An 18,231-nucleotide genomic window follows, 5' to 3' on the forward strand; every position below is an offset into this window, starting at 1 on the left:
CCTCTCCCCTGCGGGGAGAGGGTCGGGGTGAGGGGCAGTTGGGAAGGGCAGCGCTCGCGGCGCCCCTCACCCAACCCTCTCCCCGGAGGGGAGAGGGCTACCCCGGCTCAAACTAGGACACCAAGCCCTCACCCATCGCTAGCCCGCTCGATATCCGCACCAACCGCGCTCAGCTTCTCCTCAAGACGCTCATACCCGCGGTCGAGGTGGTAAACCCGACCCACCGACGTCTCGCCATCCGCCGCCAACCCGGCCAAAATCAAGCTCATCGAAGCCCGCAGATCGGTCGCCATCACCGGCGCCCCGACCAGCTTGTCGACCCCGCGCACCACCGCGGTCCGCCCACGCACCTGGATATCCGCCCCCATCCGCGCCAGTTCCGGCACGTGCATGTAGCGGTTCTCGAAGATCGTCTCCGTCAGCACGCTGGCGCCGTCGGCCATGCAGAGCATCGCCATAAATTGGGCCTGCATGTCCGTCGCGAACCCGGGGTAGGGCGCGGTCGAGAGGGTCAGGGGTTTCAGCTTGCCATCCGAGGCGACACGCACGCCGCCCTTGGTGGGCGTCACCGAGACGCCGACCTCGACCAGCGCATCGATCGTCGCGCCCATGTCCGGGATAGCCACGCCGACCAGCTCCAGGTCGCCACCCGTAATCGCCGCGGCGCACGCGTAGCTACCCGCCTCGATCCGGTCGGGCATCACCGCATAGGTCGCGCCGTGCAGCCGGTCGCGGCCCTCGATCGTCAGCGTTTCGGTGCCGATCCCGTCGATCGACGCACCCATCGCGACCAGGCAGTTGCACAGGTCGACGATCTCGGGCTCGCGCGCGGCGTTCTCGATCACCGACGTGCCCTTAGCGAGCACCGCGGCCATCACGACGTTCTCGGTCGCGCCCACCGACACGATCGGGAAGCGGAAGCGTCCACCCGGCAGGCGTCCACCCGGCGCGATCGCCTTCACATAGCCTGCCGCCATCTCAAGCTCGGCACCGATCGCCTCGAGCGCGCGCAGGTGGAGATCGATCGGCCGGTTGCCGATCGCGCAGCCGCCCGGCAGCGACACCGTCGCCTCGCCGCCGCGCCCGAGCAACGGCCCGAGCACCAGGATCGACGCGCGCATCTTCCGCACGATGTCGTAGGGCGCCTCGGTCGAGGTGAGGTTACCCGCGCGGATCGTCATCACCCGGCCGAAATCCTCCGGCCGCGTCCCCTGGATCGCGGTCGACGCACCGAGCTGGTTGAGCAGATGGCCGAAGCCGTCGACATCCGCCAGCCGCGGGAGGTTGCGCAGCGTCAGCGGTTCTTCGGTCAGCAACGCGCACGGCATCAGCGTGAGCGCGGCGTTCTTCGCACCGGAAATGGGCAGGCGCCCGGACAGGCGATTGCCGCCACGAATGAGAATACGGTCCATCCCGGGTGTCTATCGCGGCTGGCGGTCCGCGCAAGGGGCCCGCACGCCGCGACATGCCGGGAGGCGACGAGAGGAGCCAAAGTCCGGGTCGCGCTAATGCCCGCGCTTGATCGACTTTAATGCGCGGGAATCATAGCTTTGCTCTGTGTCTCCACCAACATGGGGGACCATTTCAGAGTGCCGGACAGCTGCTTCGCCGACCGCGTCGGCGATCTCATCGACCTGTCGATGAACGAAAGGGCTGCGCTAGCGCGGTTTGAGGAGCGCCCGCGCGAACTGCGTCGTGGTGCGATCCTGCTGCGGGAGAACGATCCGCAGTCCGAACTCTTCATCCTCCAGCGTGGCATGGCAATGAGCTATGTGCTGCTCGACGACGGCAGCCGCCAGATCCTCCGCTTCCTCTATGCCGGCGACATGCTCGCGGTGTCCGCGCTCGTCTATCGTGACTCGCCCGAGACGGTGGTCGCGCTGACCGATTGCACGGTGTGCCCGTTCGATCGCGCGGCGATGACGGCACTGGTCACCGATCATCCGCGGCTGTCGGCGATCATCATGGTGATGAACCAGATGGAGAAGGTGGCGCTGACCGACCGGCTCGCCGCGCTCGGCCGCACCTCGGCCAAGGCACGGATCGCGGCGCTGCTGATCGAGATGCGCAACCGGATGCGGCTACGCGACCAGGCGCTCGGCAACAGCTTCACGCTCGGGCTGACGCAAGAGGAGATCGGCGACGCCACCGGGCTGACCGCGGTGCACGTCAACCGGATGCTGCGGCAATTGGAAGAGGACGGCCTGATCCGGCGCGAGGCGGGCCGGGTGACTCTGCTCAACGAGGTGCAATTGGCGCAGGCGGCGAATTACATCGACCGGTTCGACGGTCTCGACCTGCGCTGGTTGCCACCCGCGCGGTAGACCCTCCCGCGACGTGACCGTTTTTCGGTCCTCCCCCGCCAGGGGGAGATTGCACTTAAGGTGACGGAGGGGAGATATTCGCCAACCTTCGCTCCGTATCCGCCCCCTCCGTCTGGCAAGCGCCAGACACCTCCCCCTGGCGGGGGAGGATCAGAAGAAGTGACGGATCATCTCAGAGCGTCAGGCTCACGCCTTCTCGAGGGTGCATTGCAGCGGATGCTGGTTCTGGCGGGCGAAATCCATGACCTGCGACACCTTGGTCTCGGCGACCTCGTAGCTGAACGTCCCGCAAACCCCGACGCCCTTCTGATGGACGTGCAGCATCACGCGCGTCGCCGCCTCCATGTCCATCCGGAAGAAGCGCTGGAGACACAGCACGACGAACTCCATCGGCGTATAGTCGTCGTTGAGCATCAGCACGCGGTACGGCGTCGGCTGTTTGGTCTTGGCACGCGTTTTGGTCGCGATGCCGGCACCGGTGCCGTCATTGCCATCCTCGCCACCATCGTCGCGGCGCTCGGCCATCATCACGGCCAGCTTCATTTCAGGGGTCAACACCATGCTGCCAAAATATGGCATGCCGGGGGGCAAGGGCAAGGGGGCGCCCGCACACCCCACGCGAAATCCGCGCGAAATCCGCAAACGAAAAAGGGGGCGACCGTCGCATGACGGCCGCCCCCTTCTCGTCGCACCGCCCGAAGGCGTGGCGCTATCGACTTACGCCGAGATCTTCATCTTGTCGGTCGCGACCGCAACGCGGTTCGAGATCGGCTGGGCGAACTCGCCGAACATCTTCAGCATCCGCTCGGTCGAGCGCGAGCCCTCGGCGATCATAGTGTCGAACGCGGTGCGCGCATAATCGCCCTGGAGCTTCATGAACTCGGTCGGCGACTTGGCGGCGGCGAGCGTCTTGGCGGCTTCGGTCGCGCTCTCGAACGAGGTCTTGGCGTATTCGGCGGCTTCATGGCCGAGCGCCTCGACGTTCTTCGCGGCGATCTTCGACGATTCGACCAGCGCCTCGATGTTGCCCTTGCCGAATGCGGTCATGTCCTCGACCATCTTCGCCGACTTCTCCATCGCGCCCTTGGCCTGCTCGGTATACTCGGCGGTGTTGGCGCCCGTGAACAGGGCCTTGGTCTTCTCGGTGATGCTCTGGATCGTGTCCATCGTGGCGTCCTTTGTTTCGCTAGCAGGGATCCCCAACGGCGCGGCGGCCTGGATCGGGGCGGGAATGTCCGTGTGCGGCGATACAAAAGCAGCCGCGAGAGGTTGAGATGCCGGCGTCTTGGCGATCGGCTCAGGTGCCGGTTTCGCCGGCTTGGCGACAGTCCGGGCGGAGGTTTTGGCGGTCGCGGCCTTGACGGCAGCGACCGGCTTCGCAGCGGCGGCAAGCTTCGAACCGGCCTTGGCCGTCCGTTTCACGATATCCACCATCCACGCACCTCTCTTCGGAGTTATGTCGCGGTCTTCATACACGAATTTTCGCAGCGCACAATTTAATTGTGCAGCGCACCATGACGTTTACGTAAGGTAGCGCTACCGGCTTTTCACATACTCGCCGGGCGCGTCGCCGATCGCTTCGAGCGCCCCCTCACCCGGCAGCCGCGCACCGTCCGCGGCCACCGTCTCTGCACCAAGCGCGCGCAACCAGTCGACCCAATCCGGCCACCAGCTGCCCTTCGTCTCCGTCGCACCGGCAACGAAGTCGGCGAGCGTCGTGTGCACGCCCGGATTGGTCCAGTATTGATATTTCCCTGCAGCCGGCGGATTGACTACGCCCGCGATATGCCCCGAGCCCGCGAGCACGAACTTCAGCGGCCCGGCGAACAATTGCGTGAGTTTCCAGACGCTTTCAGCCGGCGCGATATGATCCTCGCGCCCCGCCTGGACATAGCTCGGCGTCGCGACCTTGGTGAGATCGATCGGCGTCCCATCCACCGTCATCGTGCCCGTCACCAGCAGGTTGTCGCGGTACAGGTCGGTCAGATAGCTCAGATGCCATTTCGCCGGCAGGTTGGTCGTATCCCCGTTCCAGTGGAGCAGGTCGAACGGCACGTAATCCTGCCCCAGCAGGTAATTCTGCGTGACGTAGTTCCAGATCAGGTCGCGCCCGCGCAACAGGTTGAACGTCGTCGCCATGTACCGCCCGTCGAGGAACCCTTCGGGCGACAACGACGCGACCATCTTCAACTGCTCGTCGTCGATGAAATGCTGCAGCTCGCCCGCCTGCGCGAAATCCACCTGCGCCGTAAAGAACGTAGCGCTAGCCACCTTCGCGGCCTCGCCCCGCGCGGCCAGCAGTGCGAGCGTCGCGGCCAGCGTCGTCCCCGCCACGCAGTACCCGATCGTGTGCACCGCAGGCACGTCGAGCGCGGCGCGAACCGTATCGATCGCCTCGACCTGCGCACCGACGTAATCGTCCCAGACTACGTCCTTCATGCTCGCGTCGGCGGATTTCCACGAGACCATGAAAACGGTGATGCCCTGCTCGACCGCCCAGCGGATGAAGCTCTTCTCCGGCGTCAGGTCGAGAATGTAGAACCGGTTGATCCACGGCGGAAAAATCACGAGCGGCGTCGCCAGCACCTTGTCGGTGGTCGGACTGTACTGGATCAGTTCGTAGAGCGACGTGCGTTTCACCACCTTGCCCGGCGTCATCGCCAGATTGCGCCCGAGCTCGAACGCGCCGTCGGGCGTATGCGTCACCTGCCCGCGGGCAAGATCCGCCATCATGTTCTGCAGGCCTTTCAGCAGATTTTCACCGCGGGTCTCGATCGTCTTCTCGATCACCTGCGGGTTGGTCAGCGCGAAATTGGTCGGGCTCATCGCGTCGACGAACCCCTTAGTCGCGAACCGCAGCTGCTCCTTCTGCTTGGGGTCGAGCCCGTCCACCGCCTCGACGCCGCGGAGCATGTGGTCACCGATCAACTGATAACTCTGCCGGATCAGGTCGAACACCGGCTCGCGCCACTGCGGCGCTTTGAAGCGCTTGTCGGTCACCGGCGCAGCCTCAGGCGCCTTGACCGGATCGAGAAATCGCTGCCACAGCGTTAGGCTCTCGGCCCAGAAATCGCGCGCGCGCTCCAGCGTGGCGGGGTCGGTGAAACCCGGAATCGCGGGAATCCCCTCGGGCTTGGCCTGCATCGCCGCGAAGCCCTGCTCCATCATCATCTGCTGCGCACGCCCCATTACCCACGTCCAATGCTGGAGATCGGGGAGGGTCGGCGTGGAGGCGTCGGGAGGAGTATCGGCCATGGCATCCTCTGCTTTTTCGGGAGCTTAGCCGAGGCAACGGTCCAGCGGAAGCGGGGTGGTCGCTGGCGCAAGGTCCCGTCGCCACATCGTCCCGTCATCCTGACGAAAGTCAGGATCCAGAGCCACGAGCCGCATCCTCCGTTACCCTGGATCCTGACTTTCGTCAGGATGACGGAGCGTTGTCCCTCCCCCGCCCCGCCAATCACCACCCCGACGTCCAATCACCACCCCATCGTCCAACCACCTCCCCGGCGGAGGCCGGGGCCCAGTTGGGAGACGTTGCTGGTGAACGGTGCGCCACGTTACTGCGCCCTCTCCACCTGGGCCCCGGGCTCCGCCGGGGAGGTGCATTCCGTTCAAATCAGAATACTCCAGCTTTCGTCCCCTCGACGAATGAGGCGGATGACGCCCCTGCTCACCTGCGGTACAGCACCCGCTCCTCCAGCTAGAGGCTGATCATGTCCGAAGACTTCTACCGCATCAAACGCTTACCCCCCTATGTCATCGCCGAAGTGAACGCGATGCGGGCGGCGGCGCGCGCGGGCGGGGAGGACATCATCGATCTCGGCATGGGCAATCCCGACCTGCCGCCCCCCGAGCACGTCATCGAGAAGCTCGTCGAAGTCGCGCGCAAGCCCAGCGCGCACGGCTATTCGCAGTCGAAGGGCATCCCCGGGCTGCGCAAAGCCCAGGCGAACTATTACGGCCGCCGGTTCGGCGTCGACGTCGATCCCGAGACCGAGGTCGTCGTCACGATGGGCTCGAAGGAAGGCCTTGCGAGTCTGGCCACCGCGATCACCGCGCCCGGCGACGTCGTGCTCGCGCCGAACCCGTCCTATCCGATCCACACCTTCGGCTTCATCATCGCCGGCGCGACGATCCGCGCGGTGCCGACCACACCGGACGAAGCGTATTTCGAGAGCCTCGAGCGCGCGATGGCGTTCACCGTCCCGGCGCCGTCGGTGCTGGTGATGGGTTATCCGTCGAACCCGACCGCCGAAGTCGTCGACCTCGCCTTCTATGAGCGCGTCATCGCGTTCGCGAAGAAGCACAAGCTGTGGGTGATCTCCGACCTCGCCTATTCGGAGCTGTATTTCGACGGCAAGCCGACCCCCTCGATCCTCCAGGTGCCGGGGGCGAAGGACGTCGCGATCGAGTTCACCTCGCTCAGCAAGACCTATTCGATGGCGGGCTGGCGGATGGGCTTCGGGGTCGGCAACAAGACTCTGATCGCGGCGATGACGCGCGTAAAGTCGTACCTCGATTACGGCGCGTTCACGCCGATCCAGGCCGCCGCCTGCGCCGCGCTCAACGGCCCGCAAGACATCGTCGAGCGTAACCGGCAACTGTATCACAAGCGCCGCGACGTGCTGGTCGAGAGCTTCGGCCGCGCCGGCTGGGACATCCCCTCGCCCCGCGCGAGCATGTTCGCCTGGGCGCCTTTGCCGCCCGCTCTCGCGCATTTAGGTAGCCTTGAGTTCACCAAACAATTGCTGACCCACGCGCACGTCGCGGTCGCCCCAGGGGTGGGCTACGGCGAAAACGGCGAGGGCTATGTGAGGATCGCGATGGTCGAGAACGAACAGCGGCTCCGCCAAGCGGCGCGCAACGTGAAGAAATACCTCCAGTCGATGGGCGTCAACACGCCCGCGCGCGGCGCCGGCTAACCCGCCAGCGTGGATATCAATCCGTTATATTCGGTGGCCGGCGTGCTCGTCGGCCTCATCGTCGGGCTGACGGGTGTCGGTGGCGGTTCGCTGATGACGCCGCTGCTGGTGCTCGTCTTTGGCTTCCACCCCGCTACCGCGGTCGGCACCGACCTGCTCTACGCGTCGGCGACCAAGACAGTGGGGACAACGGTGCATGGCTGGCGCGGCACGGTCGACTGGCGCGTGGTGCGGCGGCTGGCGACCGGCAGCGTCCCCGCGGCGATCGCGACGTTGCTCGTGCTCAACCATCTCGGCGAGAAATCGTCCGACACCGGCCACGCGATCACCGTCGTGCTCGGCATCACGCTGATCCTGTCGGCGGTCGCGACGTTCTTCCGCGGCAAGATCGTCGTGTGGCTGACTCCTCGCGTGGGCACCGTCGGCGGCGAGCGGCAGGCGATGCTGACGATCCTGCTCGGCGCGGTCCTCGGCGTGCTGGTCTCGCTCACCTCGGTCGGCGCCGGCGCGCTGGGCATGACCGCACTGCTGATCCTGTACCCGACGCTGCCGATCAACCGGCTAGTCGGCTCGGACATCGCGCACGCGGTGCCGCTGACGCTGCTCGGCGGGATCGGCCACTGGATCCTCGGCTCGGTCGACGTCGACCTGCTCGTGTCGCTGCTGATCGGCTCAATCCCCGGCATCATCGTCGGCAGCCTGATCGCGACGCGCGTCTCGGACCGCGTGCTGGTCCCGGTGCTCGCGACCGTGCTGGCGATCGTCGGCGTTCGGCTGATCTTCTGATGCGGCAATTGTGAAATGAGGCCCGGTTTCGCCTTCTCGACCAGGTTCCGCGTGCGCTATGCCGAGATCGACGGCCAGCGCATCGTCTTCAACTCGCGCTATCTCGAATATGCCGACGTCGCGGTGACCGAGTTCTGGGAATGGACCGGGATCGCCGAGGCGCTGCCTGAGATATGGCCGACCACCGAGTTCAACGTCCGCCGGACCGAGATCGACTACCTCAAGCCGTTCCGCCTAGGAGATACGGTGGAAGCGTTCGTGCGGATCGAGATGCTAGGCACGACAAGCCTGACGAAGCGCTTCGAACTGGCGCATGCGGAGACGGGGGAGTTGCACACGGTGATCAGTATGGTCAGCGTGCACGTCGATCTCGAAACGGGGCGGCCCGTGCCCCTTCCCGACGCGATCCGCACCGTGCTGGAGTCGCTACCCACCCGCTGATACAACGGTCTCCCCTCCCTGAAAGGGAGGGGTAGGGGGTGGGTCGGCCAATTGGCGAGCGAAAGCACCAGCCCCAAACCGGCCCACCCCCAGCCCCTCCCTTCCAGGGAGGGGAGCAGAAGGGGGCCTACTCCGCCGCCTCGGCCGCCGTATCAGCCTCGACGCCCGCAACCTCCCCAGGCAGTGCCCAGATCAGGTCCCCCTTCCCCAGCACGCGACCATCATGCGACCGCACCGAGACCGGCTGCAACGGCCGCCGATCGCGCGCATCCACAAGAATCGGGAACGCCGGCACGCACGTCTCCCACCGCTCGCCCCATTGCCGGAGCGCGATCATCGTCGGCAGCAGCGCAAACCCCTTGTCGGTCAGTCCGTAGGCGATCTTGCGCCGGTCCTCCAGAATAGGCTGCCGCGCGAGGATCCCGTGCTCGACCAGCCGCGCCAACCGGTTCGCGAGGATATTGCGCGCGATCCCCAGCTCCGACTGGAATTCCTCGAAATGATGCAGGCCGTTGAACGCGGCGCGGAGAATCAGGAACGACCAGCGCTCGCCCATCGCCTCCAGCGCGGCGGGCAGGCTGCATTCCAGCAATGGTTCGCGCAGTTTGCCCATCACGTCATCCTCGTCCGAGGGCGAACGTACCGCATAACCCGTCGAAGCGAAACGCCCCGGTTATCCTGCGTTATACGCCCTTGGATACGCCACTGGCCCAGCGAATTGCCGACGCCCCCCTGGAGGCCCCCACTGGATCGCCCACTAGATCACAGTGATGCGATGCTTTTTGTTGCCAAAAGTCCCCGCCCGGCCCCATCTATGGCGGGTGCTGCGCCAATATGAACTGGTCGATCGCGTCCTCGACTACGATCCCGACGCCGACGAGGCGCTGCTGAACCGCGCCTATGTCTTCTCGATGCAGGCCCACGGGAGCCAGAAGCGCGCGAGCGGCGATCCGTATTTCAGCCACCCGATCGAGGTAGCGGGCATCCTCACCGACCTGCACCTCGATGCGGAGACGATCGCCACCGCGATCCTCCACGACACGATCGAGGACACCGTCGCGACCCCCGAGGAGATCGAGCGGCTGTTCGGTGCTTCGGTCGCGCGCCTCGTCGATGGCGTGACGAAGCTTTCGAAGATCGAAGCGCAGACCGAGAACGAACGCGCCGCCGAAAATCTGCGCAAATTCCTCCTCGCGATGTCCGACGACATCCGCGTGTTGCTGGTCAAGCTCGCCGACCGCCTCCACAACATGCGGACGCTGCATCACATCTCGAAGCCCGAGAAGCGCCGTCGCATCGCCAAGGAGACGATGGACATCTACGCGCCGCTCGCCGAGCGGATCGGCATGTACGAGTTCATGCGCGAGATGCAGTCGCTCGCGTTCGAACAGCTCGAGCCCGAAGCCTCCGAATCGATCAACCGCCGCCTCGAACAGCTCAAGCAGGGCGACGGCGACCGCATCGCCAAGATCGCGTCCGGTCTCAAGCTGGTGCTGTCGCGCGCCGGGGTCGAGGCGGATATCTCGGGCCGCGAGAAGCACCCCTATTCGATCTTCCGGAAAATGTCGGAGCGGCACATCAGCTTCGAGCAGCTGTCCGACGTCATGGCGTTCCGCGCGATCGTGCCGACCGAGGAGGATTGCTACCGCGTGCTCGGGATCATCCACCAGCGCTGGCCGATGGTGCCGGGTCGGTTCAAGGATTACATCTCGACGCCCAAGCGCAACGGCTATCGCTCGCTGCACACCTCGGTGATCCACGCCGACAGCGCCCGGATCGAGATCCAGATCCGCACCGCCGACATGCACGCGCAGGCCGAGTTCGGGCTGGCGGCGCACTGGGCGTACAAGCAGCAGATCAACGGCAGCGACCGCCAGGTCAGCTGGATCCGCGATCTCGTCGAGATCCTCGACACCGCCGAGAGCCCGGAAGAGCTGCTCGAACACACGCGGATGGCGATGTATACCGATCGCATCTTCGCGTTCACGCCGAAGGGCGAGCTGATCCAGCTCCCCAAGGGCGCGACGTCGATCGACTTCGCGTACGCGGTGCACACCGATCTCGGCGACCAGGCGGTCGGCGCGAAGGTCAACGGTCGCGTCGTGCCGCTGTCGACGGTGATCGAGAACGGCGACCAGGTGCAGATCCTGCGCTCGAAGGGGCAGTCGCCGCAACCGCAATGGCTCAACGTCGCGACCACCGGCAAGGCGCTGGCCGCGATCCGCCGGCACCTGCGTCAGAAGGAGCGCGTCGAGCAAATCGCGCTCGGCCAGACCCTGTACGAGGATATCGTCACCCGCCTGCCCGCGCAGATCGGCACCGATGCACTGAGCCACGCGCTGAAGCGGCTGAAGCTGCCCGACGATTCGTCGCTGATGGTGGCGATCGCGCGACGGACGTTGTCGGATGCCGCGGTGATGGAGGCGTTGATGCCGGGCTCGGCGGGCGCGGACGTGACGCATGCGCTTGCCCCGCAATCGAGCGCGATCTCGATCAAGGGCCTGACCCCCGGCGTCGCTTACGACCTCGCGACGTGCTGCCATCCTGTGCCGGGCGACCGGATCGTCGGGTTGCGTCGGCCCGATGCCGGGATCGAGGTCCACGCGATCGACTGCAAGGTTCTCGCCGAACTCGCCGAGCGATCGGAAAACGAGACCGACTGGGTCGACGTCGCCTGGGGCGACGAGACCGAGGGCGCGGTCGCACGCATATCGGTGATGGTGAAGAACGAGCCGGGCTCGCTCGGCATCGTCTCGACGATCATCGGCGGGCACAAGGCCAACATCATCAACCTGCGGCTCGATACGCGCGACAAGAGCTTCCACACCAACGAGATCGATGTCGAGGTGCATGACGTGCAGCAACTCATGCGGCTGATGGCGGGCCTCCGCGCGGCGGATGCGGTGCACACCGTGGAGCGCGTGTAGAAACATCCGACGATGACGGCGGGCGCGACGGACGCTAGACGGGACAGATGAACCGTCCGTCCCTTTCGATAGTCGTCCCCTGCTATAACGAGGCGGCGTGCCTCGACATCCTGCATGCGCGCATTTCCGGTGCGGCAAAGGTCGCGGTCGGCGACGATTACGAGATCGTCCTGATCAACGACGGCTCGCGCGACGACAGCTGGCCCGTGATGCAGCGCCTCGCCGCCGCCGACCCGCGGCTGGTCGCGATCAACCTCTCGCGCAACCACGGCCACCAGCTCGCGCTCACTGCCGGTCTCGACCTGTGCGCCGGCGAGCAGATCCTGATCATCGACGCCGATCTCCAGGACCCGCCCGAACTGCTGTCCGACATGCGCGCGGCGATGGCGGCGAGCCAGGCCGACGTCGTCTACGCGGTGCGCCGCCAGCGCGCGGGCGAGACGGTGTTCAAGAAAGCCACCGCCGCCGCCTTCTATCGCCTGCTAACCCGGATGACCGAGACGCCGATCCCGCTCGACACCGGCGACTTCCGCCTGATGAGCCGCCGTGCTCTGGATGCGTTCCTGTCGCTCCCCGAGCAGGCGCGCTTCATCCGCGGCATGGTCGCCTGGATCGGCTTCAAGCAAGTCCCCTTCCCGTATGATCGCGCCGAGCGGCTCGCGGGCGAGACGAACTACCCGCTGGCGAAGATGATCCGCCTCGCGTTCGACGCCGTCACCGGCTTCTCGACCGCGCCGTTGCGCTTTGCCAGCCACGCCGGCCTCGCGCTGACCGGCGTATCGCTGCTCCTGTTCGTCTACATTGCGATCGGCTGGCTCTCGGGCAGCGCGGTGCAGGGTTGGACCTCGACGATGCTGGTCACCGTGTTCCTCGGCGCAGTGCAGATGTTCGTGCTGGGGATGATCGGCGAGTATCTCGGGCGGCTGTACGTCGAGTCGAAGCGTCGGCCGTTGTATATCGTCGCGGATGTCGCGGGGCCGATCCAGGGGAAGGCGACCCTCGGGTTCCGTGCGGAGCCGGTGGACGTGGTGCGGTTGCCTGACGCGTCCCTTCCAAACCACGTAGACTGACGAACACCGCCTACCCCGATCCTCACACCACCCCGGCGAAGGCCGGGGCCCAATTGGAAAGGTCGCAGTAACGGAGCGCGAACCTCAATTGGCCACGTCGCCCAATTGGGCCCCGGCCTTCGCCGGGGTGGTGCTTTCTACTTGTAAATCCAAGACGCTCGCCACTGTGCCGCCCACACCGAATTTGCCGCCCATCCTCCCCTTGCAGGGGAGGTGGCAGCGCGCAGCGCTGACGTAGGGGTGACCTGCTCTCGATAGGGCGTCACCCCTCCGTCGCTACGCGACACCTCCCCTGCCAGGGGAAGATCGCGAAGCAAGCTTAGCGCGGCACCGCCAGCGTTACGATCGACACCCCCGGCGTCATCGGCACGCGGCCGACCAGATGGCGCTCAAGTCGAAAGATTTTCTCGAACAGAGCATTCACCAGCTTGGGCGGTGGCGAATCGTCGCTGTCATCACGCCCGGTCATCCGCCCGGCGATCCGCGCTGCTGCGGCCAATGGGAACAGTAGCGAGTTGAAATACCCGAGCTTCTCCGGCCTCAGCCCGGCCGTCTCGATCGCCGACTGCAACGTCGCCTTCGAGTAGCGCCGGTGATGGTGGTTCACCACGTCATGCGCGCTCCACAGCCACGCATGCGCAGGCACCGCGATCAGGATCTTGCCACCGGGCGCGAGGCAATCCGCCATTGCCTTCAATGCGGCGACGTCGTCCTCGATATGCTCGACCACGTCGAGGACCGCGATCAGGTCGTAATGTTTCCGCGGCACGCCGGGGAGTTCGGGCAAAGGCGCCGCGCCGACGGGCTTCCCCAGCCGTTCGCTGGCGATCTCGCGTGCGGCGGGGTCGATTTCGATCGCGTCGATCTCGCCGAACTCGGCGAGCATCGGCAGGTTGTGGCCGGTGCCGCAGCCGATCTCGAGGATCTTCGCATCCTTCGGCAGTGCGCCGTAGCGGGTCAGGTAATCCGCGAGGATGTCGCGGCGCGCACGGTACCACCAGTGCGTGGAGTCGTGGGCGGCCATCCGGTCGTAGACGATGCGGTCCATTACTTGTCGGCCATTTCAGTTGAAAACCCAAAGACGGTTGAGCACGAACGTCACGATCGCGGCAAGGAAGACGGCGGGAATCAGCGGGATCCACGGGTGCAGGTGGAGCAACGCGGTGCCGATCCAGGTGATGACCGCGTTGAGGCTCAGCCCCGCGGCCTGGACGATCACGAACTTGAAATGCCGCCCCGCCCCCGGCTCCTTCGCATGCCCCTTGAAGCTCCAGCGGCTGTGCAGGAAGAACCCGACCACCACCGCGACGGCAAACGCGAACGGCACCGCCGCCACCGCCTGGCGGGGCGGGAAGACATAGGCGGTGAGCGGCAGGTAGACGAGCGAGTACACGACGCTGGAAATGCCGCCGGCGATGCCGAAGCGCACGAGCTGGCCAAGCACGCCGCTCGACCGCATCTGCTCCATGTGTCGCCAAATCGCCTGCATGCCCGCCTTGTTCTTTACCCTCCGGCGATCGCGCCGGTGCCTTGTTCTTTACGGGCACCGCGATAGAGCGACGCTTGAGATACGCCCGCGCATCTAGAGTGCGTGCGGGCTGGAGGAAAGCGTTTTGGATCAGGCACCACTTCAGCGGCGGACGTTGCTGGACGAACTCGATCGGCATTGGATCGCGTTGACGCTGCTAGCCTGGGTGGCGGTGGCGGCGTGGTCGATGTTCGATCGCTGGGGGCAGATACGCTGGCTGTCGCTCGGCGATACCGACGACAACATGCGCCTGATGCAGGTCCGCGCGCTGCTCGACAGCCAGGGCTGGTACGATCTGCGCAATTATCGGCTGAACCCGCCGGTTGGGTTCGACATCCACTGGAGCCGGATCGTCGACCTGCCGATCGCGGGGCTCATCCTGTTCTTCCGCCTGTTCACCACCAACAGTTGGGCGGAGCGGCTCGCGTGCGGGATCGCGCCGCTTTTGCCGCTGTCGATCGCGATGCTAGGCATCGGCGCGACCGTACGCCGGTTGATCAGCCCCTATGCGTGGCCGCTTGCGGTCGTGATCATGGTCGGCGCGACCGGCACGATGCTGATGTTCATGCCCGAGCGGATCGATCATCACGGCTGGCAGCTCGCCATGCTGAGCCTGACGGTGGCAGGCCTGTGCGATGCGAACGGCCGGCGTGGTGGCGCGATGGTCGGGCTCGCGAGCGCGGTGTCGCTGTCGATCGGGCTCGAACTGCTGCCGTATGCGGCGATGGCGGGGGCGATCATCGCCCTGCGCTGGGTGTGGGACCGGTCGGAGGCCGAGCGGCTGTCGATCTATGCGCTGACGTTGGGCGGAGGCAGCACGCTCGGGTTCGCGCTGTTCGCGTCGAACGCCAACCAGGCGATGCGGTGCGATGCGCTGACGCCGGTGTGGTTGAGCGTGATGATCGCGGCGGGGATGCTGCTGTTTTTGCTCGCGCGGTTCGGGCCGGCTTCGCGGGGGGCTCGGCTGGCTCTAGCGGTGGTGGCGGGTGCGGCGATCGTTGCTGGCTTTGCGTTGGTGTTTCCACAGTGCCTGGGGCGGCCCGAGGGGATCTCGCCCGAGCTGCAACGCAACTGGCTGGACAATGTCCGCGAGGCGAAACCGATCTACAAGCATAGTTTCCGCGTCGGGTTCGCGCTGGCGACGCTGCCGATCATCGGGCTGATCGGGGCGATCCTTGCCGCCTGGCGCGCGCGTCGCGACGACCGGGCCGTGGGCTGGGCGGCGGTCGCGCTGTTCACCGCGTTCGCCTGCGCGATGCTGTTGTGGCAGGTCCGTGCGGGGCCGGCGGCGCAGTTGCTGGCGATTCCGGGGGCGACGGCGCTCGGGTGGCTGATCCTGCCGCGGCTGCTCGGGAATCGATCGATTGCGGTGCGCGTGCTGGGGACGGTGGCGGCGTTCCTGATCGTGTCAGGGCTGTTCGCCGGGATGGTCATCAAGTACCTGCCGATCGACCGACCGAAGCCGTATGAAAAGCGCGTCAATTCGGCGACCGGCAACTGCCTGCGGACGACCGTGCTGGTCGCGCTGAACAAATACCCCGCGCAGACCGTGTTCACCTTCGTCGACATGGGGCCGCGGCTGATCACGATCACGCATCACGACGCGATCGCGGGGCCGTATCACCGCAACGGCGATGCTATCCTCGACGTGCAGCACGCGTTCGGGGGGACGCCGGACCAGGCGCATGCGATCATCAAGCGTCACGGTGCGACGATGCTGCTGCTGTGCCCGAACGCGGCGGAATCGACCAACTACAAGGCGCGCAGTCCGAAGGGGTTCTATGCGCAGATGGCGAAGAACGAGGTGCCGGCGTGGCTGACGCCTCTGCCGCTGCCGGCGAAGTCGCCGTTGCGGTTGTTCAAGGTGGACTGAACCGCACCGCCGTCATCCTGACGAACGTCAGGATCCAGAGCCATTGGCGATACCGCTGTTGGCTCTGGATCCTGGGTCGAGCCCAGGATGACGTGAACTTAGCGCAGCACCTCGGTCAGGCCGTCGATCACGAACTGCACCGCCAGGGCGGCCAGCAGTACGCCGAGCAACCGCGTGATGACCGCCTCGATCTTCGCGCCCAGAATCCGCATGATCGGGCCGGCGGCGAGCAGTGCGACCAAAGTCAGCAGCAGGATCGTCACCATCGCGCCGAGCACGACCAACGAGCGCTCGATGCCGCTGTTGCGGCTCATCAACAGCATCACCGATGCGATCGAGCCGGGGCCCGCGATCATCGGCATCGCCATCGGGAAGATCGAGACGTCCTCAGCCTCGGGATCGTTCGCGACCTTGGCGGCGCGGTCCTCGCGGCGTTCGGTGCGCTTTTCGAACACCATTTCGAGCGCGATCAGGAACAGCATGATGCCGCCCGCGATGCGGAAGCTGGCGAGGCTGATGCCGAGCCCTTTGAGCAACGCCTCGCCGAACAGCGCGAACACGAACAGGATCAGCGCGGATACGCCGACCGCACGGATCGCCATCGCCCGCTTCTGAAGGGACGAGGCGCTTGCCGACAGACCGGCATAGATCGGCGCGCAGCCGGGCGGATCGATGACCACGAAGAACGTGATCAACGACGAGATATAGAGTTCGATCATAGCGCTGCCTCGTCGATCATGACGCCTTCGCGGCGGCCTGCAGACACCAGAGTGTTGCGGAGCAGGCAGGCGATCGTCATCGGCCCGACCCCGCCCGGCACTGGCGTGATCGCGCCTGCGACCTCGGCCGCGCTAGCGAAATCGACGTCGCCGACGAGGCCGGCATCGGTGCGGTTGATGCCGACGTCGATGACGGTCGCGCCGGGCTTCAGCCAAACGCCCTTGATCATCTCCGGGATACCGACCGCCGCGACGACGATGTCCGCGCGGCGGATGTGCGCGGGGACGTCCTGCGTGCGGCTATGGACGATTGTGACGGTGCAGCTTTCGCGGAGCAGCAACTGCGCCATCGGCTTTCCGACGATGTTCGAGCGGCCGACGACGACGGCTTCGAGCCCGCTGAGGCTCGGCAGCACGCTCTTCAGCAGCATGACGCAGCCGAGCGGCGTGCAGGGCACGAACGCGGGCAGGCCGGTTGCGAGACGGCCGGCGTTGATCGGGTGAAAGCCGTCGACGTCCTTGTCGGGGTCGATGGCGGCGATCACCGTCTGCTCGTCGATATGTTTCGGCAGGGGCAATTGGACGAGGATGCCGTCGATCGTCGGATCTGCGTTGAGCGTCGCGACCAGGGCGAGCAGGTCTTCAGCGGGGACGTCGGCGGGGAGCCGGTGCTCGATGCTCTCCATCCCGGCCTCGCGCGTCGCCTTGCCCTTCGATCGGACATAGACGTTGGAGGCGGGGTCCTCGCCGACCAGCACCACAGCAAGGCCGGGCGCGCGGCCCGCCTGTGCCCTGAAGGCAGTGACGCCGTCTGCGATACGGGCCCGGAGGCCGGCGGCGAAGGCCTTGCCGTCGATGATGGTCGCGCTCATGCCCGCGGTCCTTAAAGACCGGCAGCGATTTCCGCCAGCGTAGCGACGTCACCGACGATGTGCAGGCGCTTCAAGCGGGCGGTCTCGCCAGCGACGATCGTTACGGCGCGCTTGGGTACGCCGAAAGTCTTGGCGACAAGGGCGACCAGCCCGGCGTTCGCGGCGCCATCGACGGGTGCGGCCGCCAGTCGCGCGGCAAAATGCTCGGCCGTTCCGGCGGCGAGTGCGTCGCGACCGCCGCGCGGGGTTACCCGGACGGCGATCGCCAAGCCGTCATCGACCGCGCGCCAGGCTGCCGGCCCGATCAATAGCCCGATCAATAGGCTGCGACGAGGTAGTTCTGCGCGATGTTCGGGATGACGATGTTGGTCAGGATGTAGAGGATCAGCAGCACGACCAGCGGCGACAGATCGAGCGCGCCGAAATCGGGCAGGATGCGGCGGATCGGGCGATACAGCGGTTCGGTGATCTTCTGCAGCGCGTTCCAGACCGTGCGGACGAAATCGCTGTGCGTGTTGATGACGTTGAACGCGATCAGCCACGACAGGATCGCCTGGATGACGATGACCCACCAGACGAGGTTGAGCAGCAACTGGACGATCTGAAGAAGGGCGATCAAGGCAAGGGTCTCCGCTGGTGTATTGCCGATATAAGGTGGCGGGGGGAGAACGAGAAGCCCCGGGTCATTACGATGTTGACCGCCTTCATCCTCCCCTGTGAGGGGAGGTGGCGCGCAGCGCTGACGGAGGGGTATCGCCCTATCGAGAGC

Annotated in this window: 18 protein-coding genes; 7 read left to right on the forward strand and 11 right to left on the reverse strand. The window is 66.0% G+C overall.

Annotated features, from left to right (window positions below):
- Positions 1–128: 128 nt before the first annotated feature.
- Complete coding sequence (gene murA, locus H8S47_RS15760) at positions 129–1,412, reverse strand: UDP-N-acetylglucosamine 1-carboxyvinyltransferase (RefSeq protein WP_187504737.1); 1,284 nt, start codon at positions 1,410–1,412, stop codon at positions 129–131.
- Between the two features lie 228 nt (positions 1,413–1,640).
- Between murA and H8S47_RS15765 the strand changes: the two genes are divergently transcribed.
- Positions 1,641–2,324: a Crp/Fnr family transcriptional regulator gene (locus tag H8S47_RS15765; protein WP_235982972.1), complete on the forward strand. Its 684-nt coding sequence runs from the start codon at positions 1,641–1,643 to the stop codon at positions 2,322–2,324.
- A gap of 186 nt (positions 2,325–2,510) precedes the next feature.
- Here H8S47_RS15765 and clpS read toward each other — a convergent pair whose 3' ends face one another.
- The 3 genes from clpS to H8S47_RS15780 all read right to left on the reverse strand — a co-directional run bounded on the left by clpS (position 2,511) and on the right by H8S47_RS15780 (position 5,579).
- Entirely contained in the window at positions 2,511–2,849 is a 339-nt protein-coding gene (gene clpS, locus H8S47_RS15770) for an ATP-dependent Clp protease adapter ClpS (RefSeq protein WP_131587736.1), read from the reverse strand.
- 192 nt (positions 2,850–3,041) lie between these two features.
- The gene (locus H8S47_RS19160; protein WP_187504739.1) at positions 3,042–3,755 is read right to left on the reverse strand and encodes a phasin family protein; all 714 of its coding nucleotides are present in this window, start codon (positions 3,753–3,755) and stop codon (positions 3,042–3,044) included.
- A gap of 105 nt (positions 3,756–3,860) precedes the next feature.
- Positions 3,861–5,579, reverse strand: a complete 1,719-nt coding sequence (locus tag H8S47_RS15780) for a PHA/PHB synthase family protein (RefSeq protein ID WP_187504740.1) — start codon at positions 5,577–5,579, stop codon at positions 3,861–3,863.
- 458 nt (positions 5,580–6,037) lie between these two features.
- Here H8S47_RS15780 and H8S47_RS15785 point away from each other — a divergent pair, with 458 nt between their 5' ends.
- The 3 genes from H8S47_RS15785 to H8S47_RS15795 are packed head-to-tail and all read left to right on the forward strand — an operon-like array spanning position 6,038 to position 8,473.
- Positions 6,038–7,246 (forward strand): LL-diaminopimelate aminotransferase, encoded by a 1,209-nt coding sequence (locus tag H8S47_RS15785; RefSeq protein WP_187504741.1) that lies wholly within the window; start codon positions 6,038–6,040, stop codon positions 7,244–7,246.
- A 9-nt stretch (positions 7,247–7,255) separates the two neighbouring features.
- On the forward strand, positions 7,256–8,032 hold the full coding sequence (locus H8S47_RS15790; protein ID WP_187504742.1) for a sulfite exporter TauE/SafE family protein: 777 nt from the start codon (positions 7,256–7,258) through the stop codon (positions 8,030–8,032).
- A gap of 15 nt (positions 8,033–8,047) precedes the next feature.
- Positions 8,048–8,473, forward strand: a complete 426-nt coding sequence (locus H8S47_RS15795; RefSeq protein WP_187504743.1) for an acyl-CoA thioesterase — start codon at positions 8,048–8,050, stop codon at positions 8,471–8,473.
- 127 nt (positions 8,474–8,600) lie between these two features.
- On the opposite strand, the gene H8S47_RS15800 is transcribed toward H8S47_RS15795, so the two are convergent.
- On the reverse strand, positions 8,601–9,086 hold the full coding sequence (locus H8S47_RS15800; RefSeq protein WP_187504744.1) for a winged helix-turn-helix transcriptional regulator: 486 nt from the start codon (positions 9,084–9,086) through the stop codon (positions 8,601–8,603).
- A 208-nt stretch (positions 9,087–9,294) separates the two neighbouring features.
- Between H8S47_RS15800 and H8S47_RS15805 the strand changes: the two genes are divergently transcribed.
- Together H8S47_RS15805 and H8S47_RS15810 are read left to right on the forward strand one after the other, a co-directional pair.
- Positions 9,295–11,400: a RelA/SpoT family protein gene (locus H8S47_RS15805; protein WP_187504753.1), complete on the forward strand. Its 2,106-nt coding sequence runs from the start codon at positions 9,295–9,297 to the stop codon at positions 11,398–11,400.
- 47 nt (positions 11,401–11,447) lie between these two features.
- Complete coding sequence (locus tag H8S47_RS15810) at positions 11,448–12,470, forward strand: glycosyltransferase family 2 protein (protein ID WP_187504745.1); 1,023 nt, start codon at positions 11,448–11,450, stop codon at positions 12,468–12,470.
- Positions 12,471–12,789: 319 nt separating this feature from the next.
- Here the strand turns inward: H8S47_RS15810 and H8S47_RS15815 are convergent, their stop codons facing one another.
- Together H8S47_RS15815 and H8S47_RS15820 are read right to left on the reverse strand one after the other, a co-directional pair.
- Entirely contained in the window at positions 12,790–13,518 is a 729-nt protein-coding gene (locus H8S47_RS15815) for a class I SAM-dependent methyltransferase (RefSeq protein WP_187504746.1), read from the reverse strand.
- A 15-nt stretch (positions 13,519–13,533) separates the two neighbouring features.
- Entirely contained in the window at positions 13,534–13,959 is a 426-nt protein-coding gene (locus tag H8S47_RS15820) for a GtrA family protein (RefSeq protein ID WP_187504747.1), read from the reverse strand.
- Between the two features lie 124 nt (positions 13,960–14,083).
- On the opposite strand from H8S47_RS15820, the gene H8S47_RS15825 reads away from it, so the two are divergent.
- Entirely contained in the window at positions 14,084–15,871 is a 1,788-nt protein-coding gene (locus H8S47_RS15825; RefSeq protein ID WP_187504748.1) for an AcrB/AcrD/AcrF family protein, read from the forward strand.
- Between the two features lie 98 nt (positions 15,872–15,969).
- On the opposite strand, the gene H8S47_RS15830 is transcribed toward H8S47_RS15825, so the two are convergent.
- Genes H8S47_RS15830 through H8S47_RS15845 form a run of 4 tightly spaced genes read right to left on the reverse strand, consistent with a single transcriptional unit; the run spans position 15,970 to position 18,081 of the window.
- Positions 15,970–16,590 carry a MarC family protein gene (locus tag H8S47_RS15830; protein ID WP_187504749.1) on the reverse strand — a complete coding sequence of 207 codons (621 nt, stop codon included), beginning with the start codon at positions 16,588–16,590 and terminating at the stop codon, positions 15,970–15,972.
- Positions 16,587–17,462 carry a bifunctional methylenetetrahydrofolate dehydrogenase/methenyltetrahydrofolate cyclohydrolase FolD gene (folD, locus tag H8S47_RS15835; protein ID WP_187504750.1) on the reverse strand — a complete coding sequence of 292 codons (876 nt, stop codon included), beginning with the start codon at positions 17,460–17,462 and terminating at the stop codon, positions 16,587–16,589. The genes H8S47_RS15830 and folD overlap by 4 nt, the downstream gene beginning before the upstream one ends.
- A gap of 11 nt (positions 17,463–17,473) precedes the next feature.
- The gene (locus H8S47_RS15840; protein WP_187504754.1) at positions 17,474–17,770 is read right to left on the reverse strand and encodes a DUF167 domain-containing protein; all 297 of its coding nucleotides are present in this window, start codon (positions 17,768–17,770) and stop codon (positions 17,474–17,476) included.
- Positions 17,771–17,778: 8 nt separating this feature from the next.
- Positions 17,779–18,081 (reverse strand): YggT family protein, encoded by a 303-nt coding sequence (locus H8S47_RS15845; RefSeq protein WP_093398362.1) that lies wholly within the window; start codon positions 18,079–18,081, stop codon positions 17,779–17,781.
- Positions 18,082–18,231: the final 150 nt, after the last annotated feature.

The organism is Sphingomonas albertensis (assembly GCF_014358075.1).
Taxonomy (GTDB): Bacteria; Pseudomonadota; Alphaproteobacteria; order Sphingomonadales; family Sphingomonadaceae; genus Sphingomonas; species Sphingomonas albertensis.